Origin of the sequence: Cystobacter fuscus (assembly GCF_002305875.1) — a bacterium.
Classification (GTDB): domain Bacteria; phylum Myxococcota; class Myxococcia; order Myxococcales; family Myxococcaceae; genus Cystobacter; species Cystobacter fuscus_A.
This window is the reverse complement of sequence record NZ_CP022098.1, coordinates 751,668-768,138: the sequence shown is the minus strand read 5'-3', so window position 1 is coordinate 768,138 and position 16,471 is coordinate 751,668. Positions and strand designations below refer to the sequence as shown.

At 66.2% G+C, this 16,471-nt stretch carries 13 protein-coding genes; 4 read left to right on the top strand and 9 right to left on the bottom strand.

Annotated features, from left to right (window positions below):
• Positions 1-12: 12 nt before the first annotated feature.
• Both CYFUS_RS03250 and CYFUS_RS03245 read right to left on the bottom strand, forming a co-directional pair.
• The gene (locus CYFUS_RS03250; RefSeq protein WP_095983892.1) at positions 13-2,943 is read right to left on the bottom strand and encodes an anti-sigma factor family protein; all 2,931 of its coding nucleotides are present in this window, start codon (positions 2,941-2,943) and stop codon (positions 13-15) included.
• Positions 2,943-3,482 (bottom strand): RNA polymerase sigma factor, encoded by a 540-nt coding sequence (locus CYFUS_RS03245; protein ID WP_157758213.1) that lies wholly within the window; start codon positions 3,480-3,482, stop codon positions 2,943-2,945. The genes CYFUS_RS03250 and CYFUS_RS03245 overlap by 1 nt, the downstream gene beginning before the upstream one ends.
• A gap of 328 nt (positions 3,483-3,810) precedes the next feature.
• Here CYFUS_RS03245 and CYFUS_RS03240 point away from each other — a divergent pair, with 328 nt between their 5' ends.
• Positions 3,811-4,899 (top strand): LuxR family transcriptional regulator, encoded by a 1,089-nt coding sequence (locus CYFUS_RS03240; protein WP_157758212.1) that lies wholly within the window; start codon positions 3,811-3,813, stop codon positions 4,897-4,899.
• Positions 4,900-5,059: 160 nt separating this feature from the next.
• Positions 5,060-5,461 (top strand): hypothetical protein, encoded by a 402-nt coding sequence (locus CYFUS_RS03235; protein ID WP_095983889.1) that lies wholly within the window; start codon positions 5,060-5,062, stop codon positions 5,459-5,461.
• A gap of 49 nt (positions 5,462-5,510) precedes the next feature.
• On the opposite strand, the gene CYFUS_RS03230 is transcribed toward CYFUS_RS03235, so the two are convergent.
• Positions 5,511-6,866: an MEDS domain-containing protein gene (locus CYFUS_RS03230; RefSeq protein ID WP_095983888.1), complete on the bottom strand. Its 1,356-nt coding sequence runs from the start codon at positions 6,864-6,866 to the stop codon at positions 5,511-5,513.
• 413 nt (positions 6,867-7,279) lie between these two features.
• Here CYFUS_RS03230 and CYFUS_RS03225 point away from each other — a divergent pair, with 413 nt between their 5' ends.
• Together CYFUS_RS03225 and CYFUS_RS03220 are read left to right on the top strand one after the other, a co-directional pair.
• Positions 7,280-8,182, top strand: a complete 903-nt coding sequence (locus CYFUS_RS03225) for a hypothetical protein (protein ID WP_157758211.1) — start codon at positions 7,280-7,282, stop codon at positions 8,180-8,182.
• Positions 8,183-8,379: 197 nt separating this feature from the next.
• Positions 8,380-9,678, top strand: a complete 1,299-nt coding sequence (locus tag CYFUS_RS03220; RefSeq protein WP_232537334.1) for a cytochrome-c peroxidase — start codon at positions 8,380-8,382, stop codon at positions 9,676-9,678.
• Between the two features lie 76 nt (positions 9,679-9,754).
• On the opposite strand, the gene CYFUS_RS03215 is transcribed toward CYFUS_RS03220, so the two are convergent.
• The 6 genes from CYFUS_RS03215 to ileS form a co-directional block, all read right to left on the bottom strand.
• Positions 9,755-10,477 carry a hypothetical protein gene (locus CYFUS_RS03215; RefSeq protein ID WP_095983885.1) on the bottom strand — a complete coding sequence of 241 codons (723 nt, stop codon included), beginning with the start codon at positions 10,475-10,477 and terminating at the stop codon, positions 9,755-9,757.
• A gap of 182 nt (positions 10,478-10,659) precedes the next feature.
• Positions 10,660-10,914 (bottom strand): DUF4430 domain-containing protein, encoded by a 255-nt coding sequence (locus CYFUS_RS03210; protein WP_095983884.1) that lies wholly within the window; start codon positions 10,912-10,914, stop codon positions 10,660-10,662.
• Positions 10,915-11,033: 119 nt separating this feature from the next.
• Positions 11,034-11,414: a DUF2019 domain-containing protein gene (locus CYFUS_RS03205; protein WP_198316440.1), complete on the bottom strand. Its 381-nt coding sequence runs from the start codon at positions 11,412-11,414 to the stop codon at positions 11,034-11,036.
• Positions 11,399-12,862 carry a hypothetical protein gene (locus CYFUS_RS51560; RefSeq protein ID WP_095983883.1) on the bottom strand — a complete coding sequence of 488 codons (1,464 nt, stop codon included), beginning with the start codon at positions 12,860-12,862 and terminating at the stop codon, positions 11,399-11,401. Before CYFUS_RS51560 ends, CYFUS_RS03205 begins: the two co-directional genes overlap by 16 nt.
• A gap of 207 nt (positions 12,863-13,069) precedes the next feature.
• A complete protein-coding gene (locus CYFUS_RS03195; RefSeq protein ID WP_157758210.1) occupies positions 13,070-13,531 on the bottom strand; it encodes a DUF4430 domain-containing protein in 462 nt (153 codons plus the stop codon).
• Positions 13,528-16,428 carry an isoleucine--tRNA ligase gene (gene ileS, locus CYFUS_RS03190; RefSeq protein WP_095983881.1) on the bottom strand — a complete coding sequence of 967 codons (2,901 nt, stop codon included), beginning with the start codon at positions 16,426-16,428 and terminating at the stop codon, positions 13,528-13,530. Before ileS ends, CYFUS_RS03195 begins: the two co-directional genes overlap by 4 nt.
• Positions 16,429-16,471: the final 43 nt, after the last annotated feature.

The following is a 16,471-nucleotide window of genomic DNA, read 5'->3' as shown; positions in this document are numbered from 1 at the left end:
CCGTTTGTTACCTCATTCGAAGAGCAACACGCTGTCGAGCCACGTCGAGCCAGGATGCTCCTGACGCCAGCGCAGGCGCTCGTCGCGAAGGGCGACGGACGGAGGGGCCCCCTGGCGGATGCGCTCGCGAATGGATGTGAACACGGCCATGGCCGCCCGGTCGGGAATCTCTTCCGTGGCGGCGAGGACCCCCCGCGCTCCCGCCTTCATGAAGGCCGCTGGGAGGCTCAGCGGCTCTTGAGTGGAATAGGCCGTGGCCGCCGCACGGCAAGCGGCCAGTACGACAAAGGGCGAGCCGCTCAGTGTCGCGGCACGCACATCCCTTGCTCGCAGCTCCGCTCCCTCCCTGCCCTGGGCGAGCACCAGCGAGGAGGTATCCAACGAACCATTGTCTTTGCCATGGACCATGAGATCGATCTCCGTGGCCCCCCGCATCTCTCCGAGGACCCTTTCGGGCGTCGCCTCGGTGCCCGTCAATTCCAGTCGGACTTCTCCAGAGGCGAAAGAAGGCACCCACGGGTTGAGCCTCGGCAGGTGGTACTCGCGAGGCGTCTCCACGGCGTGGACCGCCAGATGGCGTCCCCGGGTGGGAGGCGGAGTCTGGTCGGGTGTCGTCCTCGTCAGGTAGCTCCACGCCATGTCGAGCGGCAGCAGCCCGGGCCGGCCATGAAGAGGCGGCCTCGCGAGCACTTCCACCTGGGGACAGACGCGCAGGGAGGTCAGGAGTGTCTCGGGAACCACCCCAATCAAATCCATCGGCAGGGGCTGACGCCGGGAATCATCGAAGTGACCCACCACTTCGCCCCCCGCTCCCCGGGCGATGAGCAAGGTCCGCTCCGAATCCGCGCTGGCCGTCAACACGCACGTGCGTGGCAGCGCCAATCCCCGTTCCCGCTCCATCCACTCCAGCGCCTGCGCGAAGGCGGCGTGGCGCCCCGCGTCCATGAGCAGCGAGGTATAGCTGTAGGTCCTCGCTCTGGCGGCTGCGGGGTCCTGCTGGAGGGCGGCGTCGGTGGACTCCTCGATGCTTCGCCAGAGCAGTTCGTGACCCCGGACCGGATCGCGCTCGATGAAGAATCGTCCACGCACATGCGTGGCGATCACACGTTCGCCCGGAGTCAGACCGGGCTGGGCCTTCTCCAACGCGGCCTCCAACTGGGCTTCGTCCGTGGGCGCGGGACTCAAACGTGAGAGGTCCGCCAGGGCGAAAGCACCATTGAAGGACAGGGGCTGTCCCGTGGCGAGCGCGGCGTTGAGTTCCCGCCGGGCTTCCTCTACTCGCAGCTCGTGGAAGGCGACCTCCGCGAGGTGTTGGTGGACCCGGCGCAGGACGTCTGGTTTGTCGGAGTCTCTCGCGAGGAACTCCCCATAGCGGGCGCGCGCCAGGGGCGCGTCGTTCACATAGCGGGAGACCTGCGCCAGATTCCACAGCAGGCTCCCCTCCAGCCACCACTCATTGTGCGCCCGTGCTGTCTCCCATCCGCGCGTGGCGTACTCGCGGGCCTCCTCCGGCTGGATACGTTGGAGGAACAGGCTCGACAGCTCGAGTTCCAGCCACATGCACCGGTACTCGAGCCCTGGCGATGGGCACCTGGCATGGGCCTCCCGGAGCGTGCGGGCCGCCCGATCGAAGTGTCCCGCCGCCTTTTCGGCCTTCCCCCGCTCCTGCTCCACGAGCAGGTCGAACCAGGGGTCCTCGAGCATCTTCACCGCCTCCGCGAACGCATCCAGATGGCGCGCCGTCTCCTCGAGCCGGAGGAGCACGCCCAGCAACAGGTCTTCGTTCCCGGACGAGCCTCGCAAGCTCGCGATCAACTTCTCCTGTTCCTGGACGGCAGGCCGTGTGCCCTTGAGTGCCACGTACTCCTGGACGAGCCGTTCCCTCCGGGTGAAGTCCGACTTCGACACGCGCTGGACGTAGTCCTCCAACACGTGGCCCGTGGCCCTGACGTCCAGTTCCCGGGCGAGGGGCAACAGCTCCAGGACGCGATCGCGAGAGGGCGCGCTCCATACGGCGATATAGAAGTGGAGTCGCGCGCTCGGCGCCTGGCTGAAGTCCGAGGAGAGCGCATGAAGGCCAGGACGAGTGAGTTCGTCGCCGTCCGTCTGGACGTCCTTCCATCGGGACTGGCGCTCCGCTTCCTGCTCGCGCAGGTGCCGGGCCCTGTCGCGGGCTTCCTCCGCCCAGCCTGGCTCCTGCTGGCTGGCCACCTCCTCGAAGCTCTGGGCCGCGAACCAGGGCAGACCCAGTTCCATCAAGGCCAGTCCCCGGTTCCAAAGCGCAGGGGCGTAACCGGGACGTGCCGACAGGGCCGCATCCGCCGCCACGAGCGCCTTCTCGAACTCGTTGTCGAGCAGCAGGGCCGCGGCACGGTCGCTGTCCAGTTCGGGTGACGACCCGAGGGATTCGAGGATCTGCAAGGTCCGCTGCACCGCTCCCGGCTCATTGCGCACCAGGAAGGCCGTTGCCTCTCCCCATGGGTCATTCCTCCGGAGTTCATCCAGAGCGGAGTAGGGAAGCGCCTCGAGCTTCTCCCTCGGGCCCATGAGCCTGTCGCGCAGGGGCCGGTAGTTGCTGGCCTTGGGGTGGCTCAAGCGCGCGGGCAACAACCGTTCCGTCGTGGCGGTGAGCCAGACGTCCTCGGTGGGAGCCACGACACGCGGGTACACGAAGCGCCCGGCCACCACCAGGAGCACGAGCATGAGGGCAGCCCCTGCGAAGGGCGGCAGCCAACGCGGAACGCGCCACGGAGTGGGTTGGGCCTCGGCCCGTCCCTCGTCCATCTCCAGATGGCGTTTCGTCAGCAGTTCGAGTTGCAGGAAGTTGGCGAGTTCCCGCTGGCAACGGGCGCAGTCCGGCAGGTGTTGCCGGAACAGCTCGGCCCGTTCAGGAGGAAGCTCCCCCTCCATGAATAGCTCGACGTCATCACAAGGACGGGCCATCAGTTGTCCCCAGGGGGAAGGAACCGTTGAAGAACCTTGCGCAGTTTCTTTCGGGCGTCGTGCAGTCGTTTGCGCACGGCTCCCTCCCGGATGCGCAACAGCCCAGCGATCTCTCGGCCGGTCTTGCCCTCGACATCCAATTTGAGGGTGGCGAGCGCGTCGGGGGTCAACTCGTCGAAGGCCTGCTGGATCTGCTCGTCCGTAATGGAGTCGTACACGGGGGGGAGCGTCTCCACGGAAGACTCCTCGATGGCACGTGCATGGAGCAGTTCCGGAACGGCCTTCCGCTGGGTCTTTTGTTTCCGGTATTGAGTGGTGAAGAGATGGGTGAAGGTATTGGACAACCACGCCTCACAACTGCGTTCACTGGGCAATGAGTCCACGGAACCAAAGGTGTCGATGAAACGCTTGAGCGTCTCCTGGACCAGATCCTGTGCGTCCTGCTCGTTCTGGCCCCATTTCCTGGCCCGATTCAGCAGCGTCGTCCGATAGCGCGCGGCGAACTCTCCGGCACGCCGTTGAGCCTTCTCGACATCCATGGGTGTGGAGCGTGGCTTGGAGGACACGACGCCATCATCTCCCAGGTTGGACGATTCGCTCATGGGGAATCCTCGGGCATCGCACGCATCAGACGCTGGCGGCCTGTCAGGGCGTTACCGCGGAGGAATGTGGGAGCAGAAAGAAGGGTCATGGCGCGCTCGGTTCCATTCAGGACGCGCAGCGCCGGATTTGTTACCTCGAATTTTTCGAAGGATTGAAGGGTCGCCCGGGTCCTCTCTCAGCCCAAGTGGCCACCAGCCAGGGGCTCGGCACTATACTCCGGGAGGAAATGGGGTCACGATCCGTGAACCCCGGAGGAGACACCTCGTGGATTCATTGCCGGGCTTGAATGAGGCGGAACTGGACCTCGCCCTCTCCGTCGCTGACGACCTCAACAGCTCCTTGGAGCTCGAGACGATGTTCTCCAACGCCCGGGAAGGGCTGGGCAGGTTGATTCCCATGGATGCCATGGCGTTGTGTATCTCCCGACCACTGGGGGAGACCCTCGGATACGACTGGATGCCCTCGGGGTTGGATTCCTCTTTCTTCCATCACTACCAGGAAGTGGCGCCGTATGACTTCGTGCAGGCCAGCACGACGCGCGCTCCCAACACGGTCCTCCGGGACTCGCAGATGATTCCGCGTGCCCAGCTGATCCGTAATCCCATGTACGAGCGCTTGCGCGAACTCGGCCAGCCCATCGAGCACTGCATGTCGGTGTCGCTCTGGGTGAGCCCCGAGTGGCATGGCGGCGTGACGCTCTACAGCGCCCGGCGCAGGCCCTTCTCCACCCGTCATCAGGCGCGCATGCAGTGGCTGACGCCCCGGCTGGCAAGGGCCATCAGTCACTGTCGGACGTATGCACAGACGCGATCCCAGGCCTCGCTCCTGCGCGAGGTGGCCACGCGCCAGGGACCGTTCATTCTCGTGCAGGGCGCGCGCCTGGAGCACTGGACGCCCACGCCGTCGGCCACGGCACTGTTGGCGGAATGGTTTTCGCCCTCGGAGCTCGCCGGGGGTCGTCTTCCCGAGGAGTTCCGGGCACGGCTGGCCTCATTGGCCCGGCGCGCGGGCGGTCCCGATGACGGGCCCGAGGTGTGGCTCAAGCAGGGCACGGACAAGGACTTGAGGGTGAGCTTCGAATCCCTGCCCGTGCTGGACTCGGAGCGCGCCTGGCTCCTGCAACTCCAGGAGAAACGGTCCTTCATCCCCCTGCCCGAGAGCTGGCGCGGCAGAATCTCGAACCGAGAGGCGGAGGTGGTATCCCTGGCCTTCCGCTTCTGGGACTACGCGACCATCGCCGAGCATCTGAAGATCAAGGTCAACACGGTGAAGCAGCACATCGAGAGCGCGTGCGACGAGCTGGCGGCGGACAATCTCAAGAAGCTCATGGCACTGGCGCTGAGCGAGGTGTGACTCGCTCGACGTCCAGGCCACTGACCTTCGAAGCGCCACACTCGGCTCGCTTCACCGAGTTGGCCGACATGCCTCCTGCACCTCAGTGCACGCGCTTGCGACGTCACATGGGCGGATTCGGGACTCCATTGGGATGTACGCCCCCTCAAGGAGTCCTCTCATGCTCTTCCGTCTTCCCGTGGTGAGCGCGCTCGCCCTCACCAGTGCTCTGCTCGGTATGTCCGGAACCTCATGGGCCCAGGCGTCCGCCCCACCCGAGCCCAAGGCGCCCCAGCATCTCACCCAGTCCTGCGGCGGCTTTCCCGGCACGCCCTGTCCCCAGGGGCAGGTCTGCATCGACGACCCCAGCGATGATTGCGATCCGGACAACGGAGGCGCCGACTGTATTGGCATCTGCGTGAAGAAGAGCCAATGCGCGTCCTCATCCTGCGACTACAACGATCCGCGCAGGCGCTATGTCAGCAAAAGCCCCCAGCTCTGCAGCACCATCCGCTTCGTCTGCCAACCGGGTGAGCAGGTGTTCTTCGACGCCTGCGGCTGCGGCTGCGAACGCGGACAGTAGGAGGGAGTCCTCCCGGGCCCTCGCGTTCTCCGGCGCAATGACGTGACGCTCAGTCGAGCGGCAGCATGAGCGTGAATGTGGCGCCCGCCCCGGGCCGGCTGGAGAGCGTCACGCTGCCCTGGTGGGCCTCCACCATCTGCTTCACGATCCACAGCCCCAGGCCGAATCCTCCCGCGAACGTCTGGCTCCCCGCCTGGACGAAACGCTCGAATATCCGCTCGTGGTCCTTCTCGGAGACTCCCGGCCCGCCGTCTCGCACGACGATCCTCACCCAGGGACCTTCCGCCTGCACCCGGATGTGCACCGGAGCGCCCGGGGCGTAGCGGGCCGCGTTCTGCAACAGGTTGGTGAGCGCCTGCTCGACACGCATCCTGTCCCAGCAGCCCACGATGGCCTCGCGCGCCTCGACGGTGACCTGGCAGCGGGCCCGCGTGAACTCCTCCGCGAAGCGCTCCACGGTCTCCGCCACCAGCTCCGACATGTCGAAGGACTCCCGCTGGAGCACCGGCGCCCTGGCATCCGCACGCGACACATCCAGCAGGTTGTTGATGAGCTTCTCCAGCCGGCCGCACTGCTCCTGGATCCGGCTCAGCCGGGCATTGAGCTGTTCCGCGCTCAGCATCCCCTTGGACTGGGCGCGAACCATGCCCTGCACATAGAGCTGGAGCGAGGTGATGGGCGTCTTCAACTCGTGCGACGCGACGGAGAGAAAATCATCGCGTGCCTGGACCGCGTGCGCGAGCGCGGCGGTGCGCTCGAGGACCCGGCGTTCGAGCTCGGCGTTGAGGCGCTGCAGCTCATTCTTCGCCATGCACAGCGCGGCACTCTCGATCATCTGCCAGTGGCCCGCCCGGCGAGTGAGGGCGAACTGGTGGTTGGCGACCACGTCGAGGATGTCATGCGGCTGGCAGCGGCCCAGGCAATAGCTACACATCCCGATGATGTGACGGCCCTGGAAGGTGCGCGAGACGCGGGCCTCGTAATCGACGAAGCCATTCCAATCCGAGCGCTCGACCCAGTACGTATTCCCCGTCAGCCGCAGCCCGGCGAACCCATCCGCCAGGGCCCGCTCCTCCCGCTCGACCCATCCGCGCAGGGTGGCGTCCGGGTCCGCCTTTCCCGTGCGCGCGTACCAGTCCTGGTGGTTGATGATCTCGATCTGATTGCGCCGCTCCCGCGCCTCGAGGTCCGGGACGACCTGACGAAGCGCCGTCCGGGCGTCTTCGGCCCGAAGAGGCTCCGAGGTCACCCACAGACACGTCTCGTTGTTGTCGAGGCCCGCCTTGAAATAGGGCACGAGCGAGTCCACGAGATCTTCCCGCCCCTCATAGAACTGGCAGAAGTGTGCCCCCCAGGGTAGGGAGCCGACGACCGAGAGTCCGCTGGGCCTGAGTTGATCGTGCATGGAGAGTCCTCTTTAGGGCGCAGCCGATGGTCCCACAACCCAAGGATGGGCCCTTGTCGGAAAGTCCCTACAAGCGGCCATGGCCCAGCCCGCCAGGCGAGCGCTCGTCGAGTAGACGAAGGAGGGGGGGCGCCGTGGCTCGTCCTGGCGTGAGGGGATCGCTCCTCGTTGTTCACGAGGACCTCGATGCGCCCCAGGTCGTCGGTCAGAGGTCCAATCAACACGTCTTTATACCCATGATGAGCAAGGACACCTGACGACGCGTGAGGCCTCATCACGAGGCCTCGCCCTTCAAACGTTTGACGTGATAGCCGCCAGGAGAGCCGCGGAAGCCCAACAGCGGTGCTTGCTCCTCGAAGCCTCATGGAAAGTGGAAGGCCATCACCTTGAAACTCACAACGTCTGGAATGTTCTTGTTCGCAACCTCCCTGCTGTCTGCCTGCGGCGCCGCGCCCGAGCAGAGCGGTGAGCCGCTGGGGAGCTCGAGCCCCGCGGCCTCGAGCGTGTCACGGCAAGCGGCGGCGGCGGACACGTACGCGTGCCTGAGCTGGGAGAATGATCCCGTCACGGGCCAGAAGTGCCCGATCAACACGCCCTGCACCGCCTACGCGGACTGTGGCGTGCAGACGCAAAGCTCGAGCGGCGTGGGCCCGGGCAACCCGTATTGGTACTGCTCGCCCACCACCAGCGTCTGCCAGTTCCTGCCGGTGTCGAACGGCTTCTCGACGGCCACTGGCACCTGCACGGGTCAGTTGCAGTTCCGGCAGAACACCGCCGCGCCCCATGACAAGAAGATCCTTCCACCCGACGGGGTGAGCTTCCGCCAGGGCACGACGCTGGCCTTCGAGGTCACCAACACGACGACGAGCACCCTGTACCTGGATCAAATTCCTCTCACGCTCGAGATGGCGGGGACCAGCCCGTCTCGGTTCGATGTGAACTCCATCAAGATGTATCAGGCCGGCACCCGCGCCGACTCCGGTGACGGCTCGGGGCTGCAGCTCATCTGCGTCAGCCCCAGCACGCCGTTCGGCAGCTCCGTCAACTTCACCCTCGGCACCGGCGCCACGGGCGGGTGCGGCGGCAGCTCCTTCTCGCGCATCACGGCTGGCGGGACGGCGCGTTTCCTCGTTGATCTCACGTTCTCGGCCAACGCGACGTACCTCGCCAACCGGCAGTACCGGCTGAAGATCGGCTCGCTCGCCACGGGCCTCAAGGCACGCACGTCGACCGCCAGCACCGCGGCCGCCTATACGGGGTGCGCCTTGCCGACGACCGGCATGACCGGTGCGTACCTCATCTTCAGCAATCCCTGACAGACGTATGGCGGCTGGCCTGGCTCACGGAATCTGGCGGGGATGACCCTCCCGGCAGTCAATGTTCTCGAGCACACAGGGCCGCTTCTGACAGGGCTTTCTTGAAAAGCCGGACAATCGACTACGTCCCCGAGCCCATTGTCGGCGGAGGGCAGTCGGTGTCACTCATCGGATCCCCCCTCCCTTGAGGTGCTCCGATGCGTTCGTGGAAAGCCTGGGTGCTTCCATCCCTGATGTGTGGACTGGTGGCCTGTGACATGGGCCCCTCTCCGAATGAGTCGCGGGCGCCAGGAACACCGGAAGCGACGGCCGGGTTGCGCGCGGAGGTGAAGGCCCCCGTGGCGGCGCTCCAACCCAAGGAGTTGCTCGGCAGGCTGTTGTTCTTCGACAAGAGGCTCTCCGAGCCACCCGGTCAAGCGTGTGCGTCCTGCCATCACCCGTCGACGGGCTGGATGGGACCGGACACGCACGCCAATGGGACCGGGGGCGTGCACGAGGGCGCTGTCCCGGGGCGGTTCGGCAATCGCAAGCCTCCCTCGAGCGCCTACGCCACGCGCGCCCCCATCTTCCAACCGGCCATCTGGGCGGAGGGGGTCTTCGTGGGGGGCAGCTTCTGGGATGGCCGCGCCACGGGCGAGGAGCTGGGCACTCCCGCCACGGACCAGGCGCAGCTGCCCTTCCTCAACCCGGTGGAGCAGAACAACCCCAACGAGGCGGCCGTCGTCGCCAAGGTGTGCACCGGGCCCTACGCGGCGCACTTCCTTCTGCTCTACGGGTGGACCATGTGCCAGCCGGGCCAGGTGGCGCGGGCCTACGACAACATCGCCCGGGCCATCGCGGCCTACGAGGCCTCGTCCGAGATGAATCCCTTCTCCTCCAAGTACGATGCGTACCTGGCCGGGCGCGCCCGTCTGACGGACCAGGAGCTGCGGGGCCTGGGGCTCTTCGAGGGCAAGGCGCTGTGCTCCAGTTGTCACCTGAGCCAGCGCGGGGCCCGCGGCGAGCCGCCCCTCTTCACCGACCACACCTATGCGAACCTCGGCGTGCCGCGCAACCCGCTCAACCCCTGGTACGAGCAGCGCGAGTTCAACCCGCGGGGCTGGGAGTGGACGGACCAGGGCCTGGGGGCCTTCCTGCAGACGCGCCCGGAGTGGCGGCGGTACGCGCGGGAGAACCTCGGGAAGCAGAAGGTCCCCACCTTGCGCAACGTGGACAAGCGGCCCAACCCGGCCTTCGTCAAAGCCTACATGCACAACGGTTACTTCAAGGACCTCAAGAGCGTGGTGCACTTCTACAACACGCGCGACGCCCTGCCCGTGTGCCGCGCGGAAGGCTCCCGAGAGCAAGCCGTCCCCGGCGTCGATTGCTGGCCGTCCCCCGAGGTGAAGCAGAACGTCGACACCAGCCAGATGGGCAACCTCGGCCTCACCTCCGAGGAGGAAGACGCCCTCGTCGCCTTCCTGCGAACCTTGTCGGACGGCTACGTCCAGCGCTGAACGGCTCGGCCAGAAGCAGCTCGAGGGTGCCCCGCGCTTCAAGGGACGCGCATCTGATGAGCGGCCCTTCTCGTGCTCAGTCGACGCTGATGTCGTCGAGTTCGATGGAGACGACGAGGGGCTCGGGGATCGCGCGGTTCTGGGCATCGCGGCCGTAGATCATTCGCGTCGTGGGGATGACGATGCCGGAGATCTCCCGATGGCCGCTCATGTATTGCACGCTCGGCACGCCGCCCGCGATGTCCACCTGGTAATCGCGCCGGCGAAGCAGACCATCGGAATCGACATACAGCGTCTGCTCGGCGTTATGCGTGGCGAGACTGCTTGGATAGGTGACCTTGAGCCGCCGCCACGTCTCGCCCTGCTCCCGCCAGGGGTCGAGTTCCACCGTCTGAACACCGGGAAAGGTGAACGAGTACGGCTCGCTCACGTAGGTCCACATGGCGTAACCGGTGAAGTACGCGAGTTGGAGCGGGGTCCAGGGCGTCTCCAGGGTGTGGCCGGCGAACGAGGCGCGCGGATCGTTGAGCTCCTCGATGATCCCCTTGCTCGTGGATTCGATCGCCACGCGCGTCGGAGTGAAGACGCTGCGACGGTCCGCCGCGGTGAAGGGAGTGATCGAGGTCCACGGCTTCTGGATGGCGACGGTGACCCTCGCGTCATCGACGATGCCGCTCACCTGCTTGAGCGGCCAGAGGACACCTCCGAAGCGCTGATGCGCGGAGATCTTGTTCACCTTCTTCCAGCGCTCGATGCCGCCATAGGTGCTCAAAACTCGTGCGAGAAGATCTGACGACATGCGTTGCTCCCTGGAGGTGTGATCGCTGGAGTGCTCCGGCGGTCCCGGTGGCTTCGAAGCGGCAGAATATGACCGGTCGTCTTGGTTGGCCAATCAAAAGCGCACGGACAGGAGCCGAGGGCTTCCTGGCGCCTACGGCCGTGGCGATGGAGCGCGGCAGGGCCTCGGGGGAAGAATGGGACTCAGGAGCCCGATGGAGGGGGCGGCGCGAACTTCCAGAGCACCTTGTCGCCCGCCTGGAGCACCTTGGCGCCCACGCCCGCGTCGGCGTAGGTGCCGTTGACCCAGAGCTGCCAGTTGCGCTTGTCGCGCCCGCCGCCCTGGTTCTTCACCCCATCGATTCCAGTGACGTACACCATCGCGCCACTGCCCGAGTGTTTGATGGCGATGGCAGGGGTGCGCCGCGCCGCGGCCTGGGTCGCCACCCAGGCCGTCATTCCCTCCCGTATCACCCGCCGGGATTGTCCCGCTTGCGCCCTCTCCGCCTGTCACTCGCGGCGCGCTCCGTGCGTGGTCGGCCGCGCTTGCTGGGCGGTGCCGGGCGGGGTGCTTCTGGCTACCCCGCAACATCCTCGGTTGGATCGAGTGCCCAAGTGCCCTCTTCCCAGCGTTTCAGGGCCTCCGAAGCTTCAAAAGCGGCCAGTCCTTCACCTTTTGCGATCTCCAGTAAGACGGCCTTGGCTTCCGCCGTCCGATAGCGCAGCAGGTAGACCGCCGCCATGCCTCGTACGTCCATTCGCGGGTGCGTGAGCAACATGGCGAGCGCATCCCGCCCCGCGTTCCCGTGAGCGCGCAACTTCTTGAACGTAGCGATCCGCTGCTTCGCGTGCCTGTTTCCGGTTCTGGCATCACCTCGAAAGATTGCGTCCGTCTGTTCTGCTGTGTGGTGGGCAAACTTTTCCGCCAGTTCTTCTAGCTGTCTTACCTGACTTTCCAAATTCCTCTCCTGATATTTTCAATTGCCTTCAATCCGAACTGACGCTGGGCTTCGTATGATTGAGTGCCAAGCCATCGCCGAATCGTCAGGGTGTTGGAGCCGGTGATTCCTTCTCGGATCGACGAGTAGAAGGCGCTCACGTCGGTGTGTAGCCCCTCGGTGAGTGCGGTGATGTTTTCAGTATTGTGAAGGGCCTCGCCTCCAAACCGCTTCACATTGCCCGGGGTCTGCTCCACGATGTGATGCCATTGCTTTCCCGAGCCCGCTGGCCCCATGGCCGACTTGAAGCCACTAAACGACCCCCACGCCCTGTGCCCGTTGGGGAGGAGCCTACCCCGAGTTGGGGCAGGACTCCCAGCGCCAACGCCCCGGGCGACCATGGCCACGGCATGAGGCGCCAACACCACGCGGATCGCCCCTTCTGGCACAGAGACAATAAGGCGCTCGGCTCCGGTTGTGGTCTCCAGCAGGCCCAACCCAGTACGGGCCGCGACTTTCTCCGACGCTTGCGCGAATCCGGGGAGCTTGGGGGCCTTGGAAGCAAGGGACACCGTTTCGCCAATGGCCGCCGTCCCCACGATGACGAGGATCCGCACACTGTTGGGACCGATGACACGCCCGAAACGCTCGCCAATCTCGCGTAACTCCGCAAAGGAGGAGGCCCGGGGCGCATCTTCGTAAAGCCGCGCATAGGCCCGCAGCAAATCGAAGAACTCATAACCAAGATAACCCCACAAAGCGGCACTAAACACCAGGGCCGCGCCCTTTGTTATCGGCTCGGGCACTGGCGCCAACAGCAGCGCCATATAAACCGTGATGCTCATGCTCAGCATTGCGAGCATTTGTGTAGGATTGAGCATGGCGCGCACTTCCGCGTTCACACCCTCCAGGGCTGGCCCTACTGCCAGGGCGAGCGCAAGGCTTCGCTTGTCGTCATCCTGGAAGCGAGGCCCGTCCTCAAACAGCGTCAGGCAGTCCCCTGGAGTGCCGCACCCCTCACAAAACTGCCCATAGGACCGAGCCAGGTCTGATTGCCACGCTTCGCCGCTCACGGACGCGGAAGCCAACGCCAGCCTACGGCCGACATACAACGAGGGCCGAGATGCGGCCACCCGGAGCGGCATGTCAAGCCAAAGCGTTGTCATGGCTGCCGAAAACTCAGCGTCGCTCACCTGTACAGGCGCGAAGTCCGTAGGCAGCCTGGCAAAGAAAGCCTCTCCCTGGCCCCAGTCCTCCAGGATCCAGTCCTCGGCTTCTGACTTCTGCGCCCACGGCTCGGGCGAGTCGCGCGGCACGGGCGAATGGTAACGGAAAGCCGTCAACCCTCCACCCGTGGGGGCCCCCGTGGAGCACGCTGTCATCAGCATCAGCGCCGCCAGGGCCAGCGCCCCCGCGCGCGGGGGCCACCGCGTGTCCGCGGAACGCGAATTGTCGGAATGTTTCAACATCGCCGCACCTCTCCGGGCGAGCCACCCGAGTTGGGAGCCCAAACCCGAGGATTACAGAGGGCGGCTGACAGCAAGGTCAATCCATTGTCGGAACGAGACGTTTCCCTCCACCGCCACGCTTCCCGGGTGGGTTTCGCCTCTGGGCTGGCTGTAGCTCCGGGCTTTCTCTATCCTGAGTGCGTTTGCTGGGTGGTGAGTGGACACTCATCAGGAGCCCGGTGGAGGGGGCGGCGCGAACTTCCAGAGCACCTTGTCGCCCGCCTGGAGCACCTTGGCGCCCACGCCCGCGTCGGCGTAGGTGCCGTTGACCCAGAGCTGCCAGTTGCGCTTGTCGCGCCCGCCGCCCTGGTTCTTCACCCCGTCGATTCCGGTGACGTACACCATCGCCCCACTGCCCGAGTGTTTGAGCTCGATGGGAGGGGAACGCCGCGCCGCTGCCTGGGTCGCCTCCCAGGCCGTCATGCCCTGGCGCCACTCGATGCCCGTCAGGGCCTTCTCCTTGCCATTGCCATAATCAAAGACAACCGAGACGGTCGCGGGGGCGCTCTTGCCTTCCGGGGCCTTCTTCGCCGGCTCATCCGCCCAGGTGGGCACCGAGGCGAACCCCAGCACCACCAGCGCCAGACAGCCCAACAGGGAACGACGTGACGGATTCAGGACTCCACTCATGACAGCGCCTCCTGGCATTTGCCGCAGACGGAAGCGCCCGCGGCCACCTGCTCCGAGTACGTCCAGCAACGAGGGCACTTGGCGCCCCGGGCCGGCAGCACCTCCGCCTTCACGTCCTCGCCGAGCGCCTGCGCCACGGCGAGCACCTGGGCCTTCTCCCCCGCCTCGTCCGCCAGTTCCACCTGGCTCACGATGAGCAGCCCCGGCAGTTCCGCCGCGTGGGCCTGGAGGAACTCGCGCGCCTTGCCGCTCGCGCTCAGCACCACCCGCGCCTCCAGCGAGGAGCCAATCATCTTCTCGCGCCGCGCCGCCTCCAACAGCCCCTGCACGGCGCCACGCACCGCGAAGAGCTTCGCGTACCGCTCGGCCAGGACCGCGTCGGGCTTCACCGCGGGCTCCGGGAAGTCCGTCAGGAAGACGCTCTCCGTCTTCTTCCCCGGCAGGTACTGCCACGCCTCCTCCGCCGTGAAGCTCATGATGGGCGCCAGCACTCGCAGCAGCACCGTGGCCACCTCGTACAGCACCGTCTGTGCGCCACGCCGCGCCTCGCCCGTCGCCTTGGACGTGTAGAGCCGGTCCTTGAGGATGTCGAAGTACACCGCCGACAGGTCCCCCGCGCAGAAGTCCACCACCGTCGCGTACACGAGGTGGAACTCGTACGCCTCGTAGGCCTTCTTCACCCGCGCCACGACTTCCGCGAGCCGACCCCGCGCCCACGTGTCCAGGGGCTGCAACCGCTCCGCGGCCACCGCGTCCCGCTCCGGCTCGAAGTCATACAGGTTGCTCAGCGTGTAGCGGATGGTGTTGCGGATCTTCCGGTAGCCCTCGCTCAGGCCCTTGAGGATCTGATCCGACAGGCGCACGTCGTTGCGGTAATCGCTGCTGGCCACCCACAGCCGGAGCACCTCGGCGCCATACTGCTGGATGATCTTCTCCGGGGCCACCGTGTTGCCCACGCTCTTGGACATCTTCTCGCCCTTGCCGTCCACCACGAAGCCGTGCGTGAGGCAGGCCTTGTAGGGCGACACGTCGCGCGTGCCCACCGACACCAGGATGGACGAGTGGAACCAGCCCCGGTGCTGATCACTCCCCTCGAGGAACAGGTCCGCCGGAACGCGCTGGCGTCGGTCCAGCACCGCGCTGAACATGCACGCCGAGTCGAACCACACGTCCAGGATGTCCGTCTCGCGGCGGAAGCCCGTCTTGCCGCACCTGCCGCACGCGCGCTGGCCCTCGGGCAGGAAGTGCTCCACCGGCGTGCGGTACCACACGCCCACGCCCTGCTTCTCCACCGCCGCCGCCACGTTCTCCATCAACTCGGGGGAGATGAGCGCCTCGTCGCAGCCCTCGCAGTAGGCGATGGGGATGGGCACGCCCCAGCTCCGCTGACGGCTGATGCACCAGTCCGGCCGCGTCTCCAGCATGCCCCGGATGCGGCTCTGCCCCCACGAGGGCACCCACTGCACCCGGTCCACCTCGTCCAGCACCTGCTGGCGGTACGTCTTGCCCTCGCCCCCGTGCAGCGGCTTGTCCAGCGGGATGAACCACTGGTACGTGGCGCTGAGGATGACCGGGTTGTGGCAGCGCCAGCAGTGCGGATAGCTGTGCTCCACCTTGTCCGTCTTGCCGTTGAGCAGCACGCCCTTGTCGGCGAGCACGTCGATGACGATCGGATTGGCCTCGAAGACCTTCTTGCCCGCGAGCCACTCGCCCACGCTGTCGTCGAAGCGGCCGTCGTGGCGGATGGGGTTGTAGATGTCGAGCCCGTACTTCAGGCCCACCTCGTAGTCCTCCTGGCCATGGCCGGGTGCCGTGTGCACCAGGCCCGTACCGGCCTCCAGCGTCACGTGCTCGCCGAGGAGGATCTTCCCCTCACGCGGATGGAAGACGTGCCGGTAGGTGCAGCCCTCCAGCTCATCGCCCCGCGCGTAGGCGAGGATGCGCTCGGGCTCCACCAGCGCCGTCGCCGACACCTCGCTGCCCTTCACCTTCACCGTCTTCACTTCCAGCTCGTCCGCCTTCACCTCGGCGAGCACCCGGGACAGCAGATCCTTCGCCACGCAGATGACGCGCTCGCCGAGCGCGTAGAACACGTACTCGTACTCGGCGTTCACCGCGATGGCGAGGTTGGCCGGCAGCGTCCAGGGCGTGGTGGTCCAGATGACGAAGGAGACCTCGCGGCCCGCGAGCACCGGCACGCGCTCGGCCACCTCGGGGCCCGCGGGAAAGGCCACGTACACGGACGGGCTCGAGTGCTGCTCGTACTCCACCTCGGCCTCGGCGAGCGCCGTCTGATCCGTGAGGCAGAAGTACACCGGCTTCTTGCGCCGGTAGAGCATGCCGCGCCGGGCGAAGGTGGCCAGCTCGCGGATCTCCTGCGCCTCGTAGCTGAAGTCGAGCGTGCGATAGGGATTGTCCCAGTCCCCGAGCACGCCCAGGCGCTTGAACTCGGTGCGCTGGATGTCGATGAACTCCAGCGCGTACTCGCGGCACTGGGAGAGGAAGGCCTCGCGGTCCAGCGTGCGCTTGTCGATCTTCTTGTCCTTGAGCCGCTTCTCCACCGCCTGCTCGATGGGCAGGCCGTGCGTGTCCCAGCCGGGGATGTAGTCACACTGGCGGCCGGAGAGATTGCGGTACTTCACCACGATGTCCTTGAGGACCTTGTTGAGCGCGTGGCCCGCGTGCAGGTGGCCGTTGGCGTACGGCGGCCCGTCGGCGATGACGAAGGGCTCGTGGCCCACTCGCCGCGCGAGGATCTTTCCCCAGATGCCGTGGTCCGCCCACCAGCCGAGCATGCGCGGCTCGAGCTGGGCGAGGTTTCCCTTCATGGGGAAGTCCGTCTTGGGAAGATTGACCGTGTCCTTGGGATCCTGGGGAGGCGCTCCGGCATCGTTCATGTCGGGGCCGTAACATGGAGGGACGGGCGCTTCAATTACAGTC